This window comes from Corynebacterium maris DSM 45190 (assembly GCF_000442645.1).
GTDB lineage: Bacteria > Actinomycetota > Actinomycetes > Mycobacteriales > Mycobacteriaceae > Corynebacterium > Corynebacterium maris.
In genome coordinates, this window is record NC_021915.1 from 1,984,798 (window position 1) to 2,007,305 (window position 22,508).

Here is a 22,508-nt window from a genome sequence, read left to right on the forward strand (position 1 = left end):
TGTTACCTCAGGTTATCGCCCCCTGCCTCCGCGCTCGGCGGGTCAGTCGTCGAGCTCTGCGAGCAGGGTGCGGACGCGGGCGTGGATGTCGTCGCGAATCAGACGCATGCGTTCCATGCCGTCGACGCCGCGCTCGGCGGGTTCGTCGGTGAGCCAGCGCTCGCAGGTGCCGCGGGCGTCGGCGGGCAGTGTGAGGTGGGCGTCCCCGCCGAGGAGGACGGTGCGGTCCACCGCGCGCAGCAACTGCTCATCGACGCCCTTCGGGACACCGCCGGACATGTCGGCGCCGGCTTCGGCGATAGCGGCGACGGACTCGGCGTTGAGTTTGGTGCCCGGGGTGGTGCCGGCGGAGTGGATCTCGACGCGGTCGCCGACTTCGGCGACGGCGAGGGCGGCGGCCATCTGGGATTTTCCGCCGTTGCCGACGCAGACGAACAGGACGGCGGGACGGGAGGTCATGCGGTCACACTTTCTTTCTTCGGGGTGGGCGCCTGCCGGGAGGCGGGCAGGCTCGGGTCGCCGGGGAAAAGTTTCGGCCCCGCCCACAGCATGACGTAGACCAGGCCGACGAGGACGGGGACTTCGATGAGCGGGCCGATGGTGCCGGCCAGGGCCTGTCCGGAGGTGGCGCCGAAGGTGGCGATGGAGACGGCGATCGCGAGTTCGAAGTTGTTGCCCGCGGCGGTGAACGCCACGGAGGCGGATTGGGCGTAGTTCATGCCCGCGGCTTTGGCGGTGAACAAGGAGAGGAAGAACATGCCGACGAAGTAGATCAGCAGCGGCACGGCCAGGCGGGCGACTGCCCAGGGGTTGGCGGCGATCTGTTCGCCCTGCAGGGCGAAGAGCAGCACGATCGTGTACAGCAGGCCGATCAGCGACAGCGGGGAGATTCTGGGCAGGAACGTCTTTTCGTACCAGGCGCGTCCTTTGACCTTCTCCCCGACCACTCGGGATACGGCGCCGGCCAGCAGCGGGACGCCCAAAAAGACGAGCACGGAGGTGACGATCGCACCGAAGGAAAAGGCGGCGGAGGTGGTCTCCAGGCCCAGCCAGGAGGGCAGGACCTGCAGGTAAAACCAGCCGAGCGCGCCGAACATGACCACCTGGAACACGGAGTTGATGGCCACGAGCACGGCGGTGGTCTCCCGGTCGGCGCACGAGAGGTCGGACCAGACGAGGATCATGGCGATGCAGCGGGCCAGCCCGACGATGATCAGGCCCGTGCGCAGCTCCGGTTCATCGGGCAGGAAGATCCAGGCCAGGGCGAACATCACCGCCGGCCCGACGACCCAGTTGAGCAACAGGGAGACCGTGAGCAGGCGCTTGTCGGCGGCGATCTCGCGGGTTTTGTCGTAGCGGACTTTCGCCAGGGGCGGGTACATCATCACCAGCAGGCCCAGGGCGATCGGCAGGGAGATCCCGCCGACCTCCAGGGAGCTGAGGAAAGGCCCCAGGCCCGGGACGCTGCGTCCGAGGGCGAGTCCCAGCGCCATGGCCAGCATGATCCAGAGTCCTAGGTAGCGATCCAAAAAGCTCATTTTGGCAGGTGCGGTGGCTGTGGGCATGGCCCGCCTTTCGCGTCATATCGATGAGTGTCGATGCAAAGCGTACTTCCCATATCGACATCGGCCAATATAACCTGAAGGGTATGACCGTGCCGCAGATCCTTCCCCCCGTCGGCCTCAGCGGCTGCTGCTCTCTGGGCAGCGGCCCGCTCACCGAGGCCGACGCCGAACGCTACGCCGGGCTGTTCAAAGTGCTCGCCGACCCCACCCGCCTGCAGATCCTCTCCCGCCTGGCGGCCGGCGGCTGCGGGCCCGCCACCGTCGGCGAGCTCACCGAGCTGGTGGGCATCAGCCAGCCGACCGTGTCGCACCACCTGAAAAAACTCACCGACGCCGGTCTCCTGGATCGCCGCCGCGACGGGCGCAGCGTCACCCACACCGTCCGCCCGGAGATCTTCGCGCAGCTGCGCACCGTCCTGGAGATGGGGTAGGCCATGGCTGACACGCACATCTACGGCGCCATCGTCATCGGCGCCGGGCAATCGGGCCTGGCCACCGCGTACTACCTGCGCAAGCACGGGGTGGACGGGATACTCATCGACGACCAGCCCTCCCCCGGCGGCGCTTGGCGCCACGTATGGCCGTCGATGACGCTGTTTTCCACCGCGGAATTTTCCAACCTGCCGGGCATCCCCATGCCGAAGTACCCGGGCTACCCGCCGGCCAGCCACGTGGTGGACTACCTCACCGCCTACGAAGAGCGCTACGACTTCCCCATCGAGCGCCCCGTGCACGTGGACACGGTCGACTACGCCAACGGGATCTACACCGTCCGCGGCGGCGGGAAGACCTGGCGAGCGCGCACCGTGGTGGCGGCCACCGGCACCTGGTCCGCGCCGTTCGTGCCGTCGTACCCGGGCACTTTCGTCGGCACGCAGTGGCACTCGGCGAACTACCCCGGACCGGAACCTTTCCGTGACTCCTCGGTGGCGGTGGTCGGGGCGGCGAATTCCGGCGCCCAGATCGCCGCGGAACTCACCCGCGTCGCCGACGTCACCTGGTACACCCGCGACCGCCCGCGATGGATGCCCGATGACGTGGACGGTCGCGCCCTCTTCCGCCGCAGCCGCGAGCGCACCCTGTCCATCCTGCGCGGACACGGCGATCCCGGCGCGGATCCGCACCTGGGTGACATCGTCACCCTCCCGGAGGTGCGTCACGCGCGCCGGTCCGGGGACTTGCAGGCCACGCCGATCTTTGGCTCGCTCAGCGAGGTCGACGCGGAGCATCTGATCTGGTGCACCGGTTTTCGCCCGGCGCTGCGCCCCATCCGGCCTCTGTTGCGCGGGCGCAGGCCAAAGCATTCGGGCCTGTTCCTGGTCGGTTACGGAGACTGGACCGGGCCCGGCTCGGCGACGCTGGCGGGGGTGGGGCCGTCGGCGAAGGCCACCGCCCGGAAGGTCGCTGACTTGCTGGCTACGGTGGAGTCATGACGATCACGTTCCGCCTTTCTTCGCCCGGCGACCGGGCGGGTGTTCTCGCCGTGCTTGCCGCCTCCCGCGGTGAGGGGTTGAGCGCGCAGGAGCGCGCGCAGCAGGGCTTCGTGCAGGGCAGTTTCACGGAAGAGATGCTCGCCCGCGTGGAGGCCGGGCCCGGCGTGGTGGTCGGCGTGGATGACTCCGGTGCGGTCGTGGCCGTGGCGATGACCATGACCCAGACTCCGGCCGGCGGCCCGCCCGCTTCCCTGGGGCTGTATATGCGGCGCCATCACGACGATAAGCGGTGGGCGATGTACGGCCCGGTGGCCATCGCGTCGTCGCACCGCGGCCGCGGGCTGATGCGCCCGCTGCTCGCCGAGGTGTCCCGGAGGCTGGACGGCTACGAGCTGGCCGCCGGATTCATCGACGCCGACAACGCCAAATCGATGGCGGTGCACACAGCCGTGGGGATGACGGTCGACGGCTACTTCACCGTCAATGCCCGTCGTTTCGCGGTGGTCACCTTCCGCCCCGGGGAGAACTTCTCGCCTACGGAGTGAGCCCGGCCGTCACGTCAGTTCCGGGACCTCGAAGCGGTGCCGCCCGAGGACCATGTATTCCGCCTGCGCCGGCATGACCCACGTCTGTCCCAGCGGGCGGGTCTGCCCCTCCTCCAGCGGGTGGGTCCACTTCTCCTGTTCAGAGGCCCGGCACGGGGAGGTCATCGCGGCGTCCTCGATGGGGCCGAGGGCGTCCTCGAAGCTGGGTCGGCGGAAGGTGTGGAAGTGCTCGTCCTGCGCGGTGCGCACCGCGGTGGCCTCGCCCTCAACGGTGATCAGCAGTCGCCCCTCCCCCACGGGGGCGTGGAAATCGGAACGGCCCTCCTCACACGACAAGGAGACGCGGATGTCGTCGACCCGGAAGCCCACCTCGCAGGGCATCGCCGGGGAGCAACCGAGCACCAGGTCCTCCCCCAGCGCGGCGTCCGGCGGGAGGGCCTCGGTGTTCGCGGGTTCTGACGTCTGTGCGCTGGTGGCCTGCGCTGGTTCCACCTGCCGGGGAGTATTGCAGGCCGCCAGCAGCAGCGGCGCGGCCAGCGCCGCCGCCAGCAGGACGACGCCCTGCCGGCGGAAGACTGCAAGATAAGAGAACATGGGCGACCCCTCAGGAGATTAACAGCCACTTATGTCTCGGAACGGTAACAGATTTGTTTCCGAAACAATGATTAGACGAGAGTTTTATTCACTCAAGCCACAAGGGGCGCTCCCCCAACCGTCGCCTCGCCGCCACCGCAGCGGCACCGGCAAACCCCCTGGACATGGGGTCGCCACCCCACGCCGTCACCGACGCCCCTGCCCAGCCAGCCACCCGCCCGCAGCGTCACGACGCTGTCAAACCACGACATTTCCCACCCGCCCCGCACACAAAGAGCATGATGAATGAGGTGAAGACAAAGATCCTCGCCATGGCCACGGCATTTACGCTGTCCATCACGTTCGTCTCGTCGCCGATCGCCACCAAGAAATCAGGCACCGGCCGGCTCCGGGACATCACGCTGCCGGTCATCGCCACCCCCGCCGACGGACCCCCTTCGGGCCCTGCTTAGGCGCGATCAGCCACCCCAGCCGCGCCAGGCGACGTCAACGACGCTCACCACTGATGCGCCCGCCGAGGGACAAAGCCTCCCAGGCCCTCGACGGCCATGACCTGGCCGCGCACCGGGCACTGGGACCGCTCTCGCCAGCGAGTTCACCGCCACCGCCCGGCGCGTCGCCGCGGCCTCTTTCCCTCCCCTGACAACAGCTTCGCGCTCCGGGATTAAGCCAGAAGCCTTTCCTCCCGCGCAGCAACCCCACACCAGCCGGATGTGCATGGCCGCGAACGAGCCCGGGGCGCGGTCGGGGAATCAGGGCATCGTCGAACTCGTCGAGGACTGCGCCAGCTGCAGATAGGCGAACACGGGTGCCCGCACGCTGAGCGGGACGTCCGCCAGATAGTCCACGAAGACGGGCAAGGACGTGGCCTGAGCGGTCTGATCCGGGAACGCGACGACGACCGGGATCTCATAGTCGCCTTCCGCGTGACGGGGCGCAGTCACGGTCAGGACGCTGTCCGCGACGGAGACGGTCCATCCTTCTGCCCGAAGCGCGGCAAGTGCTTCCCCCTCGTCGAGCGTTAGGGCAGTCCCGGCGGGAAGGTCCTCACGCAACGGGGCGAAGGCGTCAGTCTCGCCCTGGAGAAGGTAAAGACGGGGGTAAGCGAACAACTGCGTCTCAGGGGCCTCCGGGGAAGCCTGCGCGGTCTCCGCGGCCGGGGCCAGGGGCGCAGCGACGACGGGAGCGGCCAGGACGCCGCCGCTGACGGCGAAGGCAGCGAGCATGGCGGATAGTTTTCGACAGAACACGGTCATCAGACTCCTCGGGAGAATCAAGCTGCCGCGCCGGGATACGCGAGCACTCAGAAAACCCTACCCGGGGCCACAGGTGCGTACCGGGCGGCACCGGGTTCCAAACCACCACGACCGGCGAGTGAACCATCTACCTGCTTGGGGCGCCCGCGAGGTGCCGCAACAACCGGTCCACCGCCGCGTTCACGCTCTTCGGCGCCTCCAGCGGCAGCATGTGCCCCGCGCCGTGCGCCATCTGCAACCACGCCTTCGGCCACTCCCGCCCGATCCGCTCTGATTGGGCGATCGGGGTGACCAGGTCTTTCTGCCCCACCAGCACAAAACCGGGCAGCCTCTGCAGCCTCGGCGCGGCGGCGAGCTCCTGATGCACACGCAGATCGTCGAAGAAGCCGACCAGGGTGCGCGTCGGGGTCTCGTTGATCAACGCCGCGTGAAATTCAATCAGCTCGTCGTCGGTCTCCCGCATGAAAAACCCGATGGCCAGCACCGGGGCGATCAATCCCGCGATGCGCTCCCGCAGCCGCCACGCGCCCCGCGGCTTAGAGTGCAGGAAATCAAACACCAGGTGGGCGATCTTCGTGTTGAGGATGCGTGCCAGGCCGGCGGCGGCCAGCTCCTCAATCGCGGAGGACACCTGGATCACCCCGGCCACCCGGTCGTACAGCTCCTGCGGTGCGCGGCGCAGCACGGCCAGCGACACCGGCCCGCCCAACGAGTGCCCGAGCACAATGACCCGCCCCGTGTGCACGCGCTCGGCCAGCACCCGCAGCACGTCGTGCGCGGCGGCGTCGACGCTGCACTGCGCGGCCGACGGTTTATCGCTCATCCCGTGGCCGCGCAGATCCATCAATAGCAACCGCACCCCCGGCCATCGCTTGCGCAGATACTCCGTCTGCAGGTGAAATGACTCCGCAGCCAGCGTGTAGCCGTGGATCAATACCACGGTGGTCTCCGCGTCCTCGGGGCCGTATTCGTACCAGGCGATGCGCACGCCGTCGGAGTCGGTGAACCCGCGCCGGTCGACGTCGGTCAGATACCGCTTCCGGCGCTTGGACAGCGCGCGGCCGCGACCCAGCACCGCCCACCGTCGGCCGGCTCTTCGACGATATGTGTTCATCTGACTGAGTCTAGCCAGTCAGCGCTCCAGCTCCTGCCAGATCGCGTCGTTGGTCTCCGCCCACAACGGCTTCGCCCACGGACCGAAGTTCCGGTCGGTCAACGCCACCATCGCGCGCTGCGTCGGGCGATGCGCCCAGATATAGGTGCCGAACTGGCCGAAGTGCCCGGCCACGTCCTCCGGCATCGACGGCCCCGTCCAGTGCGGGTCCTTCTGCCCACGCATCTCAAACCCCAGGCCCCAAGGGCACGGCCTCTGCCGGCCATAGCCCGGCACGATGCCGTCCAGATCCGGGTACTGCACCGTAAAGGTCTCCTCCACGGTCGACGAATGCAGCAACTGCGGGTCCAGCACCTCCTGCAGGAACGTGGTCAGATCCTCCACCGTCGAGGTCATGTGGTGGCCTGCCGAGCCATACAGTTCCGTGTTGTCCATGCCCAGCTGATCGAAGACCGCTTCCTTCAAGTACTCGGAGAACCACATCCCGGAGCCTTCCTCCACCGCCTCGGCGAGGATCTCGAAGCCGGCGGACGAGTAGATGCGGCGCTCCTCCGGGGCCCGCTCCGCCTCCCGGCTGTCCATGGGCACCCCCGAAGCATGCGCCAGCAGATGCCGGACGGTGGAGCCCTCCGGCCCCAACGGGTCGTCGAGTTCGAAGACTCCTTCCTCCACCGCGATGAGAAAACCCCACGTGGCGACGGGTTTGGTCACACTCGCCAGGCGGAAAAGGCGGTTGGTGTCACCGGTTTTTTCCACTCGGCCGTCGGCGATCACCGCCGCCGACGCGTTCTTTACGGGCCATTGTCTTACCTGCTGCAGAGCGCTCATGTCGCCCATCCTAGCGAGGTGCGTTATGCATGCTTATCCGCACAACCGCCGGGATTTTCATTATCCTCGCGGGAAGAGACCTTATTGCACGCTTGACGACGATTGGATCCCCATGGCCCAGCCGCAGCCCGACCCCAACAACCCGCCCGAAGGCTTTCACAACGAACTGCCCGACAACGCCCGCCCGCCGCGCAAGCGCCCCGCCGGCTGCGGCATCTGGGTCGCGATCCTGGTGGCCATCTTCATCGTCATCGCCATCTTCGCCCGCCCCGACGACGACCCGGACAACCCGGGTGGCACCCAGGAGTCGGAGACCGCTGTGACCACGGTGCAGGGAGACGACGACGTGGAGACCACCGAGTAAGTGGGCGCTAGCCCTCCCCGTTCTTCTCCCGGTATGTGCGCTCCAGCCGGCTGAGCAGATCATCGGTGAGCTTGTCATCGGCCAGGATCATGTCCACCAGCTCCTGGCTGAAGCGCTGCCCGTCAAACGTGCCGACTGAATCCTCCGCGACGGCGGCGTGGTCCTCGCCGGAGTCGGCGTCGTAGTCGTCGTAGGAATCCCCGCCGATGTCCATCCCGAAGCCCGACGCCGTCGCCCCAGTGTCCCCCGCCTCGGAGGAGACGGCCTCAAACTCGGTGGTGAACTCATCCAGCAGATCCTGGGCGTCGGACTCCGCCTGCGCGGGTTTCTTGCCGCGCCGCACATCCCGGTCGATGCGGCGCTGCAAGGCCTTTTCCATCTGCTGGTGGCGCCACGCCCGCGCCCGCGACGGCTCCAGCTTACGCCCGACCCGGCGGCCCTTTTCCTCCGCTTTCTTCGCCGCCGACGCCAACTGCACCGCACCCTCATTCACCGGCGCGAACTCCGGGTCCGTGCTGATCCGCCATCCGGCCCAGTAGCCGTAGACAGACAACGCGATGCTCAGCACCGGGCCCAACAGCATGCCCACCGCCAGGTATCCGAATTGATCGCTGATCAGCACGGTGGAGGTGGCCACGATCGCGGGAATCACCGTCGGCTGATTGTCGCCGAACACACCCGGCACCTGGCCGGTCACCACGTCGCGGATCATGCCGCCGCCGACCGCCGTGAAAATGCCCATCATCACGCACGCCACCGCCGGCAGCCCGAACGTCAACGCCTTCACGCACCCGGTAGCCGCCCACAACCCGGAGACCACCGCGTCACCGTGCGCCTGGAAGATTTCCCACGCCCGGCCCTTGAAGTACACGAAGCGGGCGATGATCGCGCCGGTGAACGCCAGGATGAGGTACTCGCGCTGCGCCATCGCCGCGACCGTGCCCTCATTAATCAGCACGTCGCGGATCATGCCGCCGCCGAGCGCGGAGAACAGCGCGATGAAGAAGAAACCGATGATGTCGTAACCGCGCTGGCGGGCGACCGTGCCGCCGATCATGCCCATCAGCAGCACACCGACCACGTCGGAGAGACGGTAGATCGTCAAAATCTGGGGATCAACGTCAGGGGACATGGCACAAGAGTGTATGTCCCGGCTGCACAGAGCGCTTATCGACGTCCCTGGGACACCACCCGCTAACAGTCCGGGCCCTCAATATCCGTACGGGTCATTGCTCTTATAGGGGTCGTAGTCCCTGTCGTCGGGCGTTACCCGGACCATAAAGTCATGGGCCAGTTACCTGGGCGGTGACTTCTCCGCGAGAGTGCTTCATCAATTCGCCCACCCCTCATCCCCTGTTTCCCCGTCCCGGCGGGGCTTTCGAGACAGCAGAGTTTTTCCGCCGGTCTTTACTGTCACCCCGCCTGGGTGTTTCAGGTACCGCAGCGTGCCCGGCCCACTTGGAAGTCTTCGAAATAACCCGCTCCAACGGGCCTTGCCTGAACAGGATACTCCAGGCGAGCCCAACAATGATGGCCGCGGTGATCTGCAGCAGCGTCCAGAACACGGGGTAGCTGTAGACGGGGGCGAAGGCCATCAACACCAGGTGTGCGCTGTACATCGTGAAAGTCATGGAACCCGGCGCCGCCAGAAACGCCAACGCGCGCTCTGCAAAAGTTCCGAGGAACAAGAACACCCCCAAGACCGACACTGCGATCGCCGCCGTCGACAGCAGCGACAGGGGAGTATTCGTGTGCGGCCCATTGACGGCCATCCACCACCAGGAATCGATCGGGAGGGGCCCACCGAACTCCAGGATTTCCGTGATCTCAGCGTCGGTGAGCCACGACTGCTCAAGCAACCGTCCAGGAATGTCGAACCAGCGCACCAATAGCGATGAAATGACCACCGTCACGCCTGCGACTAGGGCACCCCCGAACATCATGAGGTAGTGGACCCGTCGACGGCTCAGATCCATTCTTCCCAGCGCCATGCCTAGGAGAATGTAGGCCATCCACGTAAGCGCCGGGTAGTAACCGACGGCGACGAGGGAAACGATCACATCTAGGGGCTCACTCACTGCTGTCACCAGAGTGGGCGCAGAAATTGACTCAAACGCCTCAGACTGGCCGACTGCATGCGCCAAGAAAGGTCCGAATAAGGCAAAAGACCCCGCCCAGAGCCATAACGTGTAAGACCTGGCTCCCACGAACAAAATTCCCATCAAAAAGTAGATCCCATAAAAGGGGAGAATGCTGAAAACCGGCAACGGCATGAAGTTTAAGGCCATACCGAATACCAACAGCACTAATGCCCGGGTCATGATCATCACGCGGTCACAACGCAGGCGACGCCCGTCATGCGCAGTGGCGCCACCTGTGAGTAACGCGAGGGACACGCCCGCCAATAGAGCAAAAAGCGGGGCAGCATGCCCGGAAAAAATCTGGTGGAGGAGGGACACCCCGCCAGTGTCCGGGTTACGGCTGGGCATGCTGTGAACGATGATCATGCCGATGAGGGCGAATCCGCGTGCCGCATCCAGGCCCTGAATTCGGCGTGGCCGCGGGTGAACGGCAACTTCCCTTTCTTTCCTCGGAGCAGATAAGGCCCTACTCCCTCCAACTGCAGGGGATCCGGAGTTCGTCACTGGTTCACGGGCGATCATGTCGGTGTCCTGTCGTCCAGGTCGCACAGGAGTGCGCGTCTGCGCCGACTCAAAGAGATCGACGAGCAAATGATTGAATCTGACTTAGTACGGGTGGGAGAATCGCGGAACATCGTCCGGCCAGGCCGCTTCGTCTCCCCGGATGGATGGTGTTGACCGCTGTGCCGACGTGCGTGAAGAGTACAGGCTGGGGCGGAATCAGCACGCTCGACGCCGTGATGTTTCCCTGCGGATCAGACGGGATAGAAACTAAACGGCCTCCCTCGCCGTGATGCCTCAGATCATGAGCTGCGCCCACATGACCGCCACTTAGTCGGGGTACACCATGACGAAGGTGACAACGGAGTAAGTTCCGCTGGAAATGAAGGGGTATTTTCCGGCGGGACCCCTGCCACACTGCCGGTTGCAGATGGCTCCAAAGGGATGGACGAGGTCACCGGGCAGCGACCTCCCCCCCCCAGGGCAGGGTCTAAATGGTGTTCACCGAACTGTACGGCATCTGCACGTCAGCCAGTCCCACCTCGGGCTCATCATCGACTGCGGGCGACGTATTCGAGTCAACGAGCCGCCCGTCGTCGACCCACGCGTTGCCTTGCAGGAAGTCAGAGACCCCCCATGGACGTCGTACCAGGGTCAGGGCGTCGCTGCTTCGCACGTAGACCGCCGGCAGGTACTCGATGAACATCGACTGGTAGCACATGGTGTATCCGCCGACCTTGGAAAAAACGATGCGGTCCCCGATCTGCAGAGCAGGGGCATCCTCCAGCGTGGTCAGACGATCATCGTCCATGCAGGTGAACCCACCGACAATCTGCGTTGGGAGAGTGTGCGTCGAATTAGTCTCGAGGTCCACCGCGAAGGGGCGGCGACGCCGGAACAACGGGTCGATGTCGGTTCGGCTGGCGTCGGTGACCAGATAGGTTTTCCCGTTGATCTCTTTGACGTCAAGGACGCTGGCGTGGAATTCCATCGGGACCGCGACTAGGGAGCCACCCGGTTCGACGATAAGGCGGGTCTTGTCCACGTCGACCACCGGCTCCAATACTTTCCGGATCACTGAGACGTAGTCGTCGAAAGTGGGGCTGCCTTCCACACTGCCGAAGAAGCCGCCGCCGACGTCGACCCAATCCAGCTCTAGCTCGCGGGAAGTGATCAGCTCCGCGGCCACCGTGGCCGACGCCTGGAAGACCTCCAGGCTCTGGTGGAAGGAATTGCGGTGCATGTGCAGCCCGGAGACCCTCACGCCTGCCGCCCGCAACTCGGCAATCGCGTCATCGAACTCGTCATTTTGGTAGTCGAAGCCGAACCGGCCGTCGTCCTTGTCCCCCACGACGCTTTCTCCGGGAACACGGGACGCCAGGTCCCAGTTGACGCGCAGCCCGACCGCAAACTCCTCCTCCGGCCACTGACGGGCGAGTTCGGCGGTCCAAGCCACCTCGCGCTTGGAATCGAGGTTGATGATCGAGCCTTCCTGCAGGGCGCGACGCAGTCGCTCGCGCCCCTTGATGGGCCCGTTATAGACAATGCGGTCGGGAGCATACCCGAGCCGAAGAGCCAATTCGTACTCGGTGTCCGACACGACTTCCGCCCACGCCCCACGGTCGCGCATGAACGAAATCAGCCACGGCAGCGAGTTGGTCTTGAACGAATACCCCAGAATCGAATTCGGCCAGTGCTTCTCCAAGGCCCGCTGGAAGTTGCCGAGGAATCGGCCCAGCAGCGGCTCATCCACCACCCAGGCAGGTGTGGTCGGGGGTTTCAAGTCGGTGAAAAGTTCGGAACGGTCCACGGCAAAGACTCCCTGCAGTTGTAAAGACATCTTGAGGTACGGCATGAGTATTACATAACAGCACAAGAATTTCAGCTAAGTTTCAGCCAACGTTGAAAATGGGCCCCCGGTCCCGCCAGAAGAGACAGGCCGCCGACCACGCAACGTCCCCTATCCGCGAGCGACGCCCTCAACCGTAACGGCCCTTTCAGCCTGCGTGCCCTGTTCCGCCAACGTCCCCCAGAACTCCGACATCGTGCCGAGCCCCTCCTCCGCGACCCCCTCGCGCTTCAGCACGACACCGACGGTGCGCAGCAGAATACGCAAATCCAGTGCCAGCGACTGATTGTCCACGTATTCCACATCCAGGTCGATGCGCTCCTCCCAGCTCAGGGCGTTCCGGCCCGACACCTGCGACAGGCCCGTCAGTCCCGGGCGCGCGTCGTGCCGACGAGCTTGTTGCGGCGTATATCGGTCCAGGTACTGCATCAACAACGGACGGGGGCCGACCAGGCTCATGTCGCCACGCAGCACGTTCCACAGGGTGGGAAGCTCGTCAATGCTGGTGGCGCGAATAAACTTGCCCACCCTGGTCAACCGGTAGGTTTCATCGTCCGAGTCAGCGAGGGCCGGATCCTCGGGCAGCATGGAACGAAATTTCAACATCGTGAAAGGGGTGCCGCCCAGGCCGGGCCGCTCCTGGCGGAACAACACCGGCCCGCCCAGGGAGAGACGGACGGCGACGGCCGTGGCCGCCATTACCGGCGACGCAACGATCAGGGCGGGGACAGCCACCGCGACGTCCAGCGCTCGCTTGAGAGTGGAACGGGTAATTTTCATTGTCAGGTACTCGCTCAGGTTCGAAGGTGAAAGCGCAGCGAATTGGGTGCAGGCAGTCCGCCGGCACCCCGCGCGTGACGGGCTCAATGATAAGTATGCGGGCGCCACAATTCCATACATGTCACTACAAGATTTGTTTTATCGAAGGGAAGCACCCCCTCCCACCCCCGAGATGGGGCGGAAGGCACTCGATGCCGCGCCAGCGCCTACCGGACGAACACGCCGCCCCGGGAGATGACCGTGAACTCTTCTCGGCGGACGGTGGTCACGCCTGGTTCGTACTCCAGCAGCTCCGGGTCATGGGGGAGGCCGCGTGCGCTACGAATCAGCGCCGCCGGCATGTCCGCGCCCGCGCGGTGGCAGTAGGGGTACCCGCCGCCCAACCTGGGGTTGACGTCAATGACACGAGCCACCCCATGGACATCCTCACGCACGTCGATGTTGATGGATCCGCTGGGCCGTAAGACCTCCCCGACCTGGGCGATCACTTCTCGGAACGGCTCCGGCGACGCAGTCGTCGCCACATCCGGATCCCCGTCCCGCATCTTATCTACCCGCCGCGCCAACACACCGAGCAGTTCGGAGCTGCCGTCGAGGGAAAACACCCCGTCGACGCCGTGTTCGTTACCGGGAAGAAACTCCTGTACAAGGACGGCCGCAGGGTTGTTTTCGGCGGACCGGCCGTCCTCCCCCAGCGCAGACCGGGCAGACCGAGCGACCGCCTCACGCAGACCGTCGAGCTCCGGAAACTCCAGGCCGGACGAGCCGCTGCCGATGCGATGCTTGACCACGAACCGGGAACCTCGCGGGGCCGTCTCCACGACCTCGTCGACGTCGGACCCCAGCCAGGTGGCCGGGGTGGGGATTCCGCGTTTCTTAAATTCCATCGTCATCCGGTACTTGTCGAGGACGAGGGCCTGCCTTTCCGGGGTAAGCACAGTGACCAGGCACCCCAACTCGCGCAACTCGTCGGCGAGGCTGCCGGACAACGCCTGGATCTCATAGTCGTTCATGCAGAAAAACAGGTCTGGGCGCTCCTCGGCGAACCAACTCCGGATCGCCTCCGGGTATTCCGCACTGTTGTAGGCCGGCATCCGGACAGCCTGATCTGCGAGGCCGAAACCCGGGCTAGTGTCTCGATACTCCATGGCGATGACCTCACCGTCGATGCCTTGGGCGTTTAGCGCATCCCGGAACCATTCCAGGTAATGAGCGCGCCGTCCAGCAGAGGCGATGACGATCTTCATGGGGGTGGCGCTTCCCACTGCAGACTCCTTATGTTGTGGCTGTGACCTGAGGCGTCTACCGGGAGACCCGGCAAACACATTCAGCAAAAGTGAACCATACACCACGCCGACTTACATGTTTTTACATATTATTTTTAAGTTTTGATCGGAAATCCACAACTCGACGGTGGAGAAACCGATCCTTCCCCCGCCCTCGAGGCGGCGAGCGCCGCCGAACCCCTGAGACACTCCCAGGGCCGCCTCCCCACCGAGTACAGCAATAACCGTTAGCCGCGCTACACGACTTCGAGCAGTAGGAACGGTCCAAAATCCTTGGCAGCTTGGCCCCTCCTCCGCCAGGAAGACTTCAGCCCACGGGGATGCAATGAACGCGGCTTCACCCAGCGGCACACAGGCAAGCGCCGATGACGTGCACCCCATCCAGGAGACCGGGTTCGGTCCCGTCACCAGCGCAGTCCCTGGTCGGCGGCCCGCCTACACCGTTGGGCTTGTATACACTGCGGCATCACACGCCCGCGGTGAGTGAGATACGGGCCGATGGGGATCGTTCCCGCCTTCCGCGTCCGGAGATTGCTGTAGTCGCTGGCGGCTGAGGCCCCTCCGGCGCTGACCGGATAGGGTTTCCCTGTCGAGTCCATCGAGGCGGGCGACACTAAATCCCTGGCCGTGCGCCGGCCGTCACGGCAGCGTGGCATGCGGGATGCCGCCGACCTGGCAAGATCACCCCCGGCATGGTTGCGTAAAGAAATGTTTCACGTAGCCCCCCAGCTCACGTGACACAAGGTACGGGGCTTGGCGCCAGTTCATGCTTTCAAGGCTGGCGACGGTCGGTTCCACGCTCGTGCATTGCTCGAAATTGAGACGCACCCGATAATGATGCGGGCGATTGGTCACCGCTACCGCGGTCTGCCACCCCTGCTCCTGCGACAGCTCCTCAAAGGTCTGCGCCTCGCCCGTCGTAGTGGAGGGGCGTGGCTGCATGCACCATATGTCGATGCGTTCCGGGACAGCTTCTCCGCGGCACAGGGCGTACCCCGCCGGGTCCTTCGTCGGTCCGCCCTGGTGGGAGACGACCAGATTGTCCGCAGTGCCCGCCTCGAGTAGCCCCACGGCCAGGTCATGCCGCCCGTCGTTAGCCCCCGCGATGACTACGACGACGTCAGCCGATTCTGGCCTGTGCTGCGGCGGGTTAAGGAGCAGGACGATGACGGCCACGAGCCCGATAAGCCCCACCCCAATGAGTGCCGTCACCACCTGGGCGGCCGTTCTCCGCCGCCTCCCCAGACGTCTGACCTGCCGCTGGCGTGATGGCTTTCGGGACGCGCGTTTGCCCCACCCTGATCTGCGTGGGTTCATCGGCACCGGCGCCCACCCCCGCGATCTCGGCCACACTCGCGAAGAGATCTGCGATCCCCCTGGGAGTGCGGGCGTCCGGTGGTCGGCGCTGACCACCGGCGCACCTGACGTGGGATCCGGATCTCTCCTGTCTGGTCGACCCGGGCCGTGCGGCGCGGCGCCAAACTCACCACAAGTCGCCGTGTGTCACGTTCTGCAGGTGAGGTCAATGTCATGGTCATATGCTCGCTCTACTCGTTCATGTTCGCCAGGCCGGGAGGCCGCGCGGATGGCATACGCCGACGGGAGGCGCTCACGCTTGCCCAAACTGAAAAAGTTGAATATACACCTACGCGCACTTGCGGAAACCTACGACTACCCGCCGACCGGCTCCCCCAAAGCTACCCCCACTGGGGAGATAGCTGCAGGAAAAGTAGAAAATAGACGCCTACCCGCCCCACCGACGCCGCGGCGGGCTAGGGTGTAATGTGCCCATTCTGGAAGAATTCTGTAGACAACTTGGCAACCTTGCGGCGAACCTTCCACGCTCCGGCAGACCGAACATGGCCCGACTCCCTGGCCCCGGCCGTCGAGGAGTCAGGTCGATTCGTTCCCAGGCAGTTCCAGCTCATCAGAAACGATCATGAGGAGCATCGCGTGAGATCATCCCACCCAGCTTGCAATCCATCCCTGAACGGCCCGGCCGCCGCCTCCCTTACGGCGGTGAGCACGCAGTGAGTCAGACCCTCACACTCGTCGGGGCTTCCGGCTTCCTCGGCTGGCACGTCGGCCTGCATGCCCGCTTACAAGGCCACCACGTGCGCACAGCATCGGCGCGCCCGGGGCAGGAGGCGGAGCTTCTCACCGCCGTCGACGGCGCCGACACGGTCATCCACCTGGCCGCTTGCAACCGTCCCGCGGAAGGCCAGACACCACAGGACGCAGCGGACCACACCCTGGCCGCGGCCCACCGGACCGCGACGGCCCTGCGCGAGGCCGGCTCCCCGCCGTCCCGTGTCGTCGTCGCCGGCACCACCCAATCCGGGACCGACTACGGCGAGGCCAAATCCTCCGGCGGCGACGCCATCGCCGCCGTGGCCGACGCCGTCGGCGCCACCGCGACCGAGTGGCTGCTACCCAATCTCTTCGGCGAGCACGGCCGTCCCCGCCACAACATGGTCACCGCCACGTTCATCGAGGCACTGCTCGACGGCGACGCCCCCACCGTCCACGGTGACACGCCGTTGACGCTGCTCGCCGCCCGCCACGCTGCGGAGCTGCTGCTGTCGGACGCCCCGGCCGGCCGCCGCGCGGTCACCGACGACGTCGCCCCGCTGCGCCACACCACGGTCCCCGACCTGCTCGCCCGCCTGCAGGCCATCCACGGACCCTACTCCGAGCGCGGCCAGCTGCCCGACCTGGCCGACGGGTTCACCTCCGAGCTCATGGCCGCGTACCTGTCGCATTCCTTCCTGCGCCGCCCCGCCATCCCTTTGGTCGCGCACTCCGACCCCCGCGGCAGCTTCTTCGAGACCGTCCGCGTCGCCGGCGGCGGGCAGACCAGCTTCTCCACCACCGTCCCGGGCATCACCCGCGGCGATCACCTGCACCTGCGCAAGATCGAGCGCTTCGTCGTGCTCTCCGGTTCCGCCCGCATCAGCATCCGCAGGTCCGGCACCGACGAGCGCGTCGATCTGGACGCCACCGGTGAGGAACCGGTGGCGGTGGACATGCCGATCGGCTGGAGCCACAACATCACCAACACCGGCGATGACACCCTGTACACCCAATTTTGGATCAGCGAGATGTACGACCCCGCAGATCCCGACACTTTCCCGGAAGAGGTATAACCGTGAGCGGACGCCTGAAAGTCATGACCGTGGTGGGCACCCGCCCCGAGATCATCCGGCTCTCCCGGATCATCACCGCCTTAAACGAATCAACGGACCACATCTTGGTCCACACCGGGCAGAACTGGGACGCCAACCTCAACCAGGTCTTCTTCGACGACCTCGGCCTGCCGCTACCGGACGTGCAGATGGATTCCGACCCGTCGTCGTTGGGATCCATGCTCGGCGACATCCTGCGCGGCACCGAGGCTGCGATCAAGGAGCACTCCCCCGACGCCATGGTGGTCCTCGGCGACACTAACTCCTGCATCTCCGCGCTGATGGCCCGGCGCATGAAGGTGCCCGTCTACCACTTGGAGGCCGGCAACCGTTCCTTCGATCCGAACGTGCCAGAGGAGATCAACCGCCACTTGGTGGATCATGTCGCCGACTACAACCTGACATACACGGAGCATTCCCGTCGGAACCTGCTGGCCGAGGGCATGCACCCCGGCAACGTGATCGTCATGGGCTCACCGATGCGTGAAGTCTTGGAGCACTACCGACCGCAGATTGAGGACTCGACCGTGCTGGCCGACCTCGGGCTGACCGCGGGCGGCTACATCCTGGCGTCCACGCACCGCGAGGAAAACGTCGACCGGGAAGACCGGCTCACCCAGGTCGTCGAATCCCTGGCCGCCATCGCCAACCACTTCGACTGCCCGGTGCTGGTGTCCACACACCCGCGCACGAAAAAGCGGCTCGAGCAGTACGACCTGAAGGCCGAGGGCGACGTCCGTTTCCACCCGGCGATGGGCTTCCACGACTACAACCACCTACAGCTCAACGCGAAGTGTGTGGTCTCCGACTCGGGCACGATCTCTGAGGAGTCGACGATCCTGGGTTTCCCGGCGGTCACGCTACGCGACGCCATCGAACGCCCCGAGGCCATCGACACCGGCGCGATCATCTGCACCGGACTTGCCCCGGTCGACGTGATCGACTCCATCGAGCTGACGCTGCGGCAGTGGGACGCCCAGGGCGCCACCGTCACGCCGGACGACTACCGCATCGCGGATTCTTCCCGACGCGTGCTCAACCTGATCCGATCCACCGCCACAACGCACCACATGCGCACCGGTGTGCGCGTATGACGGACGCTCACCAATCACCCCACCCTTTCACTTCGCACTAGGAGACGCTGTGGACACAGTGCCCCTCACCCTGACTCTCATCTTCACCGGAATCGCGTTTGCGCCCGCCCTGATCTGGCTCATCATTCTCTTCCATCGACGTCCGGCCTTCGCCCTGGCGCTGGGGCTGGGCCTGTCGTTGCTGTCTGTGACCCAATTCGGGCATCCCGCGATGCGTGTCGCTCTGGCCGTCGTGCTGCTGCCACACTTACCTGCGGCCATCAAAAAAATCCGGGAAACGACCCCCTCCGTCCTCCCGCCCCTGCTGCCCTTCAGCATCTTCACCGTGTTGGCTTTTGTCAGCCTGCTCTGGTCGAGGATGCCGATGGACACACTTACGGCGGCGGGGGCCTGGGTCATCCTGCTGTTGTTCCTGCTCACCTTCCGGACGCTGTTGAGCGCGGAGACCATCCGACGAACCGTCTTCCTGGTCCTCCTCGTCATCGTCGCGGTGTGCGCCGTCTTCCTTCTGCTGCCAGACGGCTGGTGGGAAGGCCGCGCCCGCGGCATGTTCACCAACGCCAACACGCTGGGCATCGTCACATTCCTCTTCGTCGGATCTTCGCTGTGGAGGGGCCTGAAAACCTGGCTCTGGGCGGTGCCGGCCGGCCTGGTGCTCATCACCGCCACCGGTTCGAGAGCGGCGCTCATGGCCGCCATCGTCACCTTGTTGGTGGTTCTCGGCGCCCAGCTCGGATGGCGTTACCGCATTGTCCTGGCCGGTGTGGCTATCCCGGTGCTCTACCCGCTGTACTTCTGGGTCACATGGGCGCTTGAGCAGCTCAGTGCTGACTCCACCTCCATTTTGCGCACCTCCAACACTAGGTCGGATCGATGGGAGGCGGCGGTCGAGTTCATCAGCGTCAATCGGTGGTTGGGAGCCGGCCATGGCGCGACGCCTTTCATGGTCGACCACAACTCGTATTTCCGGCTGTTCGCGGAGTTCGGGATGATCCTGTCCTTCGTCGGGGTGTTCGTCGTCCTCAGCTATGTCTGGTGGTCCCGCCGAGACCCGGTCATGCTGGCGTTGACGGTTGGCGTGCTCGTGAATACCTTCTTCGAGGATTGGTTGCTCTCCGCCGGCGCGTCCATGCTTGGCGTCTACCTCATCCTGCTGCTGTCTACGCCGCAGCGGGTGTCGGCCGATCCTGACGACGCAGTTAAGGCCCAGGTGGGTCAGCACCATCAGCCCACCTCTTTTTCCCCGGTGGCGGCAGGCAGATAAGACGCTTACCGCGCTAACGGAAGGAACATGACTAAAACCGTTTGCCCCGCATCCTCGGGCGAGGATGCGGGGCAAACGGTTTTAGGTTCGGCGCCCGGTCAGATCCGAACGGACTGCTGCCGGACTAACTCGAAGACGTGTCGCCCCTTCGGGGCGTTGCGCCAGGCGTCGTACGCGACGCCCGCGGCGTCGGTGGCGTCCGCCCACGCCTGCGCACCGCGGGCGGCGTAGCCGTTGAGCTCGGCGGTCCAGGCCTCAGGCGAGTTCGGCGCCACCGCGACGCCACCGCCAGCGGTGAGCGTCTCGGTCCAGGGTGTGTTCTCGCTGCACATGACCGGGCAGGACTCAGACAACGCCTCTGCGATGACGTGCCCGAAGTTTTCGCCGGTCGTCGGGAAGGCCATCATATCGGCGTGACGCATCTCGGCGAGGACCTCCTCGCGGGGCAGGCCGCCGCAGAAACGCACCGACACATTTTCCGGCAACTCCCGCACGAGAGCGTCACAGATCTGCTCGTACTCGTCGTCGGCGAAGGCCCCCACGATCCGCACTTCGACGGGTTCGGTGACCTCGGCGAGCGCCGTCAGCAGAATGTCCAGCCCCTTCTTCGGATGAAGCCGGCTAGCAAAGACCAGCCGCAACGGCCCCTGCTCCCGGGCCTGTCGCTGAGTCGCCGCACGGGGCAGAGAGGTCTCATTCTCGCGGACCGCAATGCGGGAGTCTGCGCCGAAGAGAGCGCGGATCTGCTGCGCCTCATCCTCCGTCGACGCGTGCCAGACCACTTTCTTGGGCAGCCCGAGCGCTTTGAACGCCCGGAGAAACAGTTGCTTCTTCCGTGGCTTCTGGGCCAACGCGCCCGGATACAACTCACCGCGCGGGGCGACCAGCACGTCGGCGTCTTTCCACCACCCCAAAGAACGCAGCGCCAGGGGCAGCAGCGAGAAAGTGGGGTTGAACAAGGAATTGAGATACACGACATCGGCGTCCGACGTGGCGCGGAACGCATCCACCAGCGGACGCATCCCGTCCTGCACGTAGCGCACGTCCGCGCGGCCGACCGTGTGCCATTCGTTCGGACGCTCCACCAGCGGCGCTGTCTCCCCGAGGTCGTGGTTGGCGCAGATGACCTTGGTGTCGAAGTTTTCCGGCGACTCCTCGATCAACGCTTTCAGCGTCTGAATTGGGCCGCCGCCCAGGAAAGCGGGCACATAAAACGCGGTGGGAATGACCACCCGGTAACGGTCAACGGATGCGGAGGTCTGTGATGAAGTCATAGTCTTAAGCTCCTGCAATAGAGGTGGCAAAGGGGTGATGTGGTGCTGGCTGCGGCCACGCGCTCAGTTCAGCGAAGCCACGTTCAGCGAGTCGAGGTCGACGTTGTGTTCCGGGACCATGAGCAATTTTTTGCCCCGGGTGCTGGGAATCATCTCGTCGATCAACGCCAACTGGACTGAGCCTTCTTTCAGTTCTGGGTAAGTGGACTGCACGGATTCAGCGGCGCGGCGCCGGTAGCGGCGTTCATCGATTCCCGGCGCGACGACCAGGATCGTCACGGAATCCTCGTGTTCGACGAGCTGGACGGCGTGGACGTCGGGCAGCTCGAGCACGGCTTCCGCCAGGCTCCATCCCTCGTAGGTGTGGTGGACGTCGTCACTGTCCGGGAGGGTGAGGATGTCCACCAGGCGTCCTTTGACCGGCCCGAGTTCGAGCACCGTGCCGCCTGGCCCGGTCAGCTCCGGTTCAATGGTGTCTCCGAGCTGGTAGTTGATCAGCGGGAAACCGCGCTCGGCGATGGTGGTCACCAAGGCGTTGCCTTCCGGGTCGGCGCGCAGGATGGTGTAGTGCCAGATGACCCGCATCGGCCAGGTCTGATCGGGCAACGACGCGGCGATCACCCCGAGTTCGACGGAGCCGTATTCGGAGAGGACTTGGGTGTCGAAACCCTCGGCCACGATCCGTACGTCTTCCTCGGTGATTCTTTCGCTGGTCAGGATGGTGTATCTGGGGGTGTAGTCGGCCTTGCGCAGGATGCCGGTCTCGTGGGCGCGTCGCGCCAGCCGGTTGAGCGAGTACGTGCGCCCGACCAGGTATTCCGGCCGTTTCCGGGTGAGACGGAGCAACTGTTCGTCGAGTTCGGATTCGTCCGTCGGCAGGGGCTCAAACATCCACGAGTTGTTCAACGTGTCTTTGAGCCGTTGTTTGAGCAGGTTGGCCTGGATGCCGACGCGGGAGGTCACCGACCCGGGGTGGATGTCGTGGAAAGCAGCGAAGCCGTCGAAGGGCGCCAGGCCGGCGGCCGCGCGGTAGGACCACATGGCGGAGTACCGGGGGGCGAAGTCGCGGTCGTCGGCGGGGAAACTGAAGGGCGTGGAGGTCGATCCCGAGGTCGTGTAGGCCCGGGAACGGTCCATTCCGTCCCACAGCAGCTCTTCGTGAGCGCGCAGCACGTCTTTGGTGATCACCGGCCATGCGTCCAACTCGTCCAACCCGGTGATGGCGGTCGGCAGGTCACGCTCGGCCGCTATCTTTTGGTAGAAGGGCAGCATCAGCGCGTGGGCCCACGTGCGATTGAATCCCTCGATCTGACGGCGGGCGATCTCCTCCGGGGACGGCGGGTGGAGGAAAAGGTCTTTGTCCTGTCGGCCGCGGCGGTATCTGCCGGCGCCCACGGTGTTGCGGACCAATGTTTTCGGGTATCCGGACACTTCG

At 65.3% G+C, this 22,508-nt stretch carries 22 protein-coding genes; 8 read left to right on the top strand and 14 right to left on the bottom strand.

Annotated features, from left to right (window positions below; translation table 11 throughout):
* Nucleotides 1–42 precede the first annotated feature (42 nt).
* Entirely contained in the window at nucleotides 43–459 is a 417-nt protein-coding gene (locus B841_RS09330; protein WP_020935250.1) for an arsenate-mycothiol transferase ArsC, read from the bottom strand.
* Nucleotides 456–1,565 carry an ACR3 family arsenite efflux transporter gene (gene arsB / locus B841_RS09335; RefSeq protein ID WP_041631855.1) on the bottom strand — a complete coding sequence of 370 codons (1,110 nt, stop codon included), beginning with the start codon at nucleotides 1,563–1,565 and terminating at the stop codon, nucleotides 456–458. Before arsB ends, B841_RS09330 begins: the two co-directional genes overlap by 4 nt.
* A gap of 83 nt (nucleotides 1,566–1,648) precedes the next feature.
* Between arsB and B841_RS09340 the strand changes: the two genes are divergently transcribed.
* From B841_RS09340 to B841_RS13410, 3 genes are read left to right on the top strand one after another with little or no spacing between them, the layout of a single operon-like run.
* Nucleotides 1,649–1,996 (top strand): ArsR/SmtB family transcription factor, encoded by a 348-nt coding sequence (locus B841_RS09340; RefSeq protein WP_020935252.1) that lies wholly within the window; start codon nucleotides 1,649–1,651, stop codon nucleotides 1,994–1,996.
* Nucleotides 1,997–1,999: 3 nt separating this feature from the next.
* Entirely contained in the window at nucleotides 2,000–2,998 is a 999-nt protein-coding gene (locus tag B841_RS09345) for an NAD(P)-binding domain-containing protein (protein ID WP_020935253.1), read from the top strand.
* On the top strand, nucleotides 2,995–3,543 hold the full coding sequence (locus B841_RS13410) for a GNAT family N-acetyltransferase (RefSeq protein WP_020935254.1): 549 nt from the start codon (nucleotides 2,995–2,997) through the stop codon (nucleotides 3,541–3,543). The genes B841_RS09345 and B841_RS13410 overlap by 4 nt, the downstream gene beginning before the upstream one ends.
* A 9-nt stretch (nucleotides 3,544–3,552) precedes the next feature.
* Here B841_RS13410 and B841_RS09355 read toward each other — a convergent pair whose 3' ends face one another.
* The gene (locus tag B841_RS09355) at nucleotides 3,553–4,137 is read right to left on the bottom strand and encodes a hypothetical protein (protein WP_020935255.1); all 585 of its coding nucleotides are present in this window, start codon (nucleotides 4,135–4,137) and stop codon (nucleotides 3,553–3,555) included.
* Between the two features lie 290 nt (nucleotides 4,138–4,427).
* Between B841_RS09355 and B841_RS13880 the strand changes: the two genes are divergently transcribed.
* Nucleotides 4,428–4,589 (top strand): hypothetical protein, encoded by a 162-nt coding sequence (locus tag B841_RS13880; RefSeq protein WP_169466593.1) that lies wholly within the window; start codon nucleotides 4,428–4,430, stop codon nucleotides 4,587–4,589.
* A gap of 300 nt (nucleotides 4,590–4,889) precedes the next feature.
* On the opposite strand, the gene B841_RS09360 is transcribed toward B841_RS13880, so the two are convergent.
* The 3 genes from B841_RS09360 to B841_RS09370 all read right to left on the bottom strand — a co-directional run bounded on the left by B841_RS09360 (nucleotide 4,890) and on the right by B841_RS09370 (nucleotide 7,335).
* Nucleotides 4,890–5,363: a Rib/alpha-like domain-containing protein gene (locus tag B841_RS09360; RefSeq protein ID WP_156844752.1), complete on the bottom strand. Its 474-nt coding sequence runs from the start codon at nucleotides 5,361–5,363 to the stop codon at nucleotides 4,890–4,892.
* Between the two features lie 157 nt (nucleotides 5,364–5,520).
* Nucleotides 5,521–6,507 carry an alpha/beta fold hydrolase gene (locus B841_RS09365; RefSeq protein WP_041631856.1) on the bottom strand — a complete coding sequence of 329 codons (987 nt, stop codon included), beginning with the start codon at nucleotides 6,505–6,507 and terminating at the stop codon, nucleotides 5,521–5,523.
* A gap of 18 nt (nucleotides 6,508–6,525) precedes the next feature.
* On the bottom strand, nucleotides 6,526–7,335 hold the full coding sequence (locus tag B841_RS09370; RefSeq protein WP_041632261.1) for a serine hydrolase domain-containing protein: 810 nt from the start codon (nucleotides 7,333–7,335) through the stop codon (nucleotides 6,526–6,528).
* 112 nt (nucleotides 7,336–7,447) lie between these two features.
* On the opposite strand from B841_RS09370, the gene B841_RS09375 reads away from it, so the two are divergent.
* Nucleotides 7,448–7,699 carry a hypothetical protein gene (locus B841_RS09375; RefSeq protein WP_020935259.1) on the top strand — a complete coding sequence of 84 codons (252 nt, stop codon included), beginning with the start codon at nucleotides 7,448–7,450 and terminating at the stop codon, nucleotides 7,697–7,699.
* A 7-nt stretch (nucleotides 7,700–7,706) separates the two neighbouring features.
* On the opposite strand, the gene B841_RS09380 is transcribed toward B841_RS09375, so the two are convergent.
* The 6 genes from B841_RS09380 to B841_RS09405 all read right to left on the bottom strand — a co-directional run bounded on the left by B841_RS09380 (nucleotide 7,707) and on the right by B841_RS09405 (nucleotide 15,432).
* Nucleotides 7,707–8,831, bottom strand: a complete 1,125-nt coding sequence (locus B841_RS09380) for a trimeric intracellular cation channel family protein (RefSeq protein WP_020935260.1) — start codon at nucleotides 8,829–8,831, stop codon at nucleotides 7,707–7,709.
* Between the two features lie 214 nt (nucleotides 8,832–9,045).
* Nucleotides 9,046–10,362 (bottom strand): DUF418 domain-containing protein, encoded by a 1,317-nt coding sequence (locus B841_RS09385; RefSeq protein WP_084482019.1) that lies wholly within the window; start codon nucleotides 10,360–10,362, stop codon nucleotides 9,046–9,048.
* Between the two features lie 469 nt (nucleotides 10,363–10,831).
* Complete coding sequence (locus tag B841_RS09390) at nucleotides 10,832–12,151, bottom strand: type III PLP-dependent enzyme domain-containing protein (RefSeq protein WP_245561039.1); 1,320 nt, start codon at nucleotides 12,149–12,151, stop codon at nucleotides 10,832–10,834.
* A 150-nt stretch (nucleotides 12,152–12,301) separates the two neighbouring features.
* Nucleotides 12,302–12,970, bottom strand: coding sequence for a sugar transferase (locus B841_RS09395; RefSeq protein WP_020935263.1), 669 nt, complete (start codon nucleotides 12,968–12,970; stop codon nucleotides 12,302–12,304).
* A 206-nt stretch (nucleotides 12,971–13,176) separates the two neighbouring features.
* The gene (locus tag B841_RS09400) at nucleotides 13,177–14,235 is read right to left on the bottom strand and encodes an ATP-grasp domain-containing protein (RefSeq protein ID WP_020935264.1); all 1,059 of its coding nucleotides are present in this window, start codon (nucleotides 14,233–14,235) and stop codon (nucleotides 13,177–13,179) included.
* A 702-nt stretch (nucleotides 14,236–14,937) separates the two neighbouring features.
* Entirely contained in the window at nucleotides 14,938–15,432 is a 495-nt protein-coding gene (locus B841_RS09405; RefSeq protein ID WP_041632265.1) for an ElyC/SanA/YdcF family protein, read from the bottom strand.
* 854 nt (nucleotides 15,433–16,286) lie between these two features.
* Here B841_RS09405 and B841_RS09410 point away from each other — a divergent pair.
* The 3 genes from B841_RS09410 to B841_RS09420 are packed head-to-tail and all read left to right on the top strand — an operon-like array spanning nucleotide 16,287 to nucleotide 19,799.
* Nucleotides 16,287–17,402 carry a polysaccharide biosynthesis C-terminal domain-containing protein gene (locus B841_RS09410; protein WP_020935266.1) on the top strand — a complete coding sequence of 372 codons (1,116 nt, stop codon included), beginning with the start codon at nucleotides 16,287–16,289 and terminating at the stop codon, nucleotides 17,400–17,402.
* Nucleotides 17,403–17,404: 2 nt separating this feature from the next.
* Nucleotides 17,405–18,535 carry a non-hydrolyzing UDP-N-acetylglucosamine 2-epimerase gene (wecB, locus tag B841_RS09415; RefSeq protein WP_020935267.1) on the top strand — a complete coding sequence of 377 codons (1,131 nt, stop codon included), beginning with the start codon at nucleotides 17,405–17,407 and terminating at the stop codon, nucleotides 18,533–18,535.
* Nucleotides 18,536–18,584: 49 nt separating this feature from the next.
* Nucleotides 18,585–19,799, top strand: coding sequence for an O-antigen ligase family protein (locus B841_RS09420; RefSeq protein ID WP_020935268.1), 1,215 nt, complete (start codon nucleotides 18,585–18,587; stop codon nucleotides 19,797–19,799).
* A gap of 98 nt (nucleotides 19,800–19,897) precedes the next feature.
* Here B841_RS09420 and B841_RS13415 read toward each other — a convergent pair whose 3' ends face one another.
* Nucleotides 19,898–21,073, bottom strand: a complete 1,176-nt coding sequence (locus B841_RS13415; protein ID WP_020935269.1) for a glycosyltransferase — start codon at nucleotides 21,071–21,073, stop codon at nucleotides 19,898–19,900.
* Nucleotides 21,074–21,136: 63 nt separating this feature from the next.
* Nucleotides 21,137–22,504: a phenylacetate--CoA ligase family protein gene (locus B841_RS09430; protein ID WP_020935270.1), complete on the bottom strand. Its 1,368-nt coding sequence runs from the start codon at nucleotides 22,502–22,504 to the stop codon at nucleotides 21,137–21,139.
* Nucleotides 22,505–22,508: the final 4 nt, after the last annotated feature.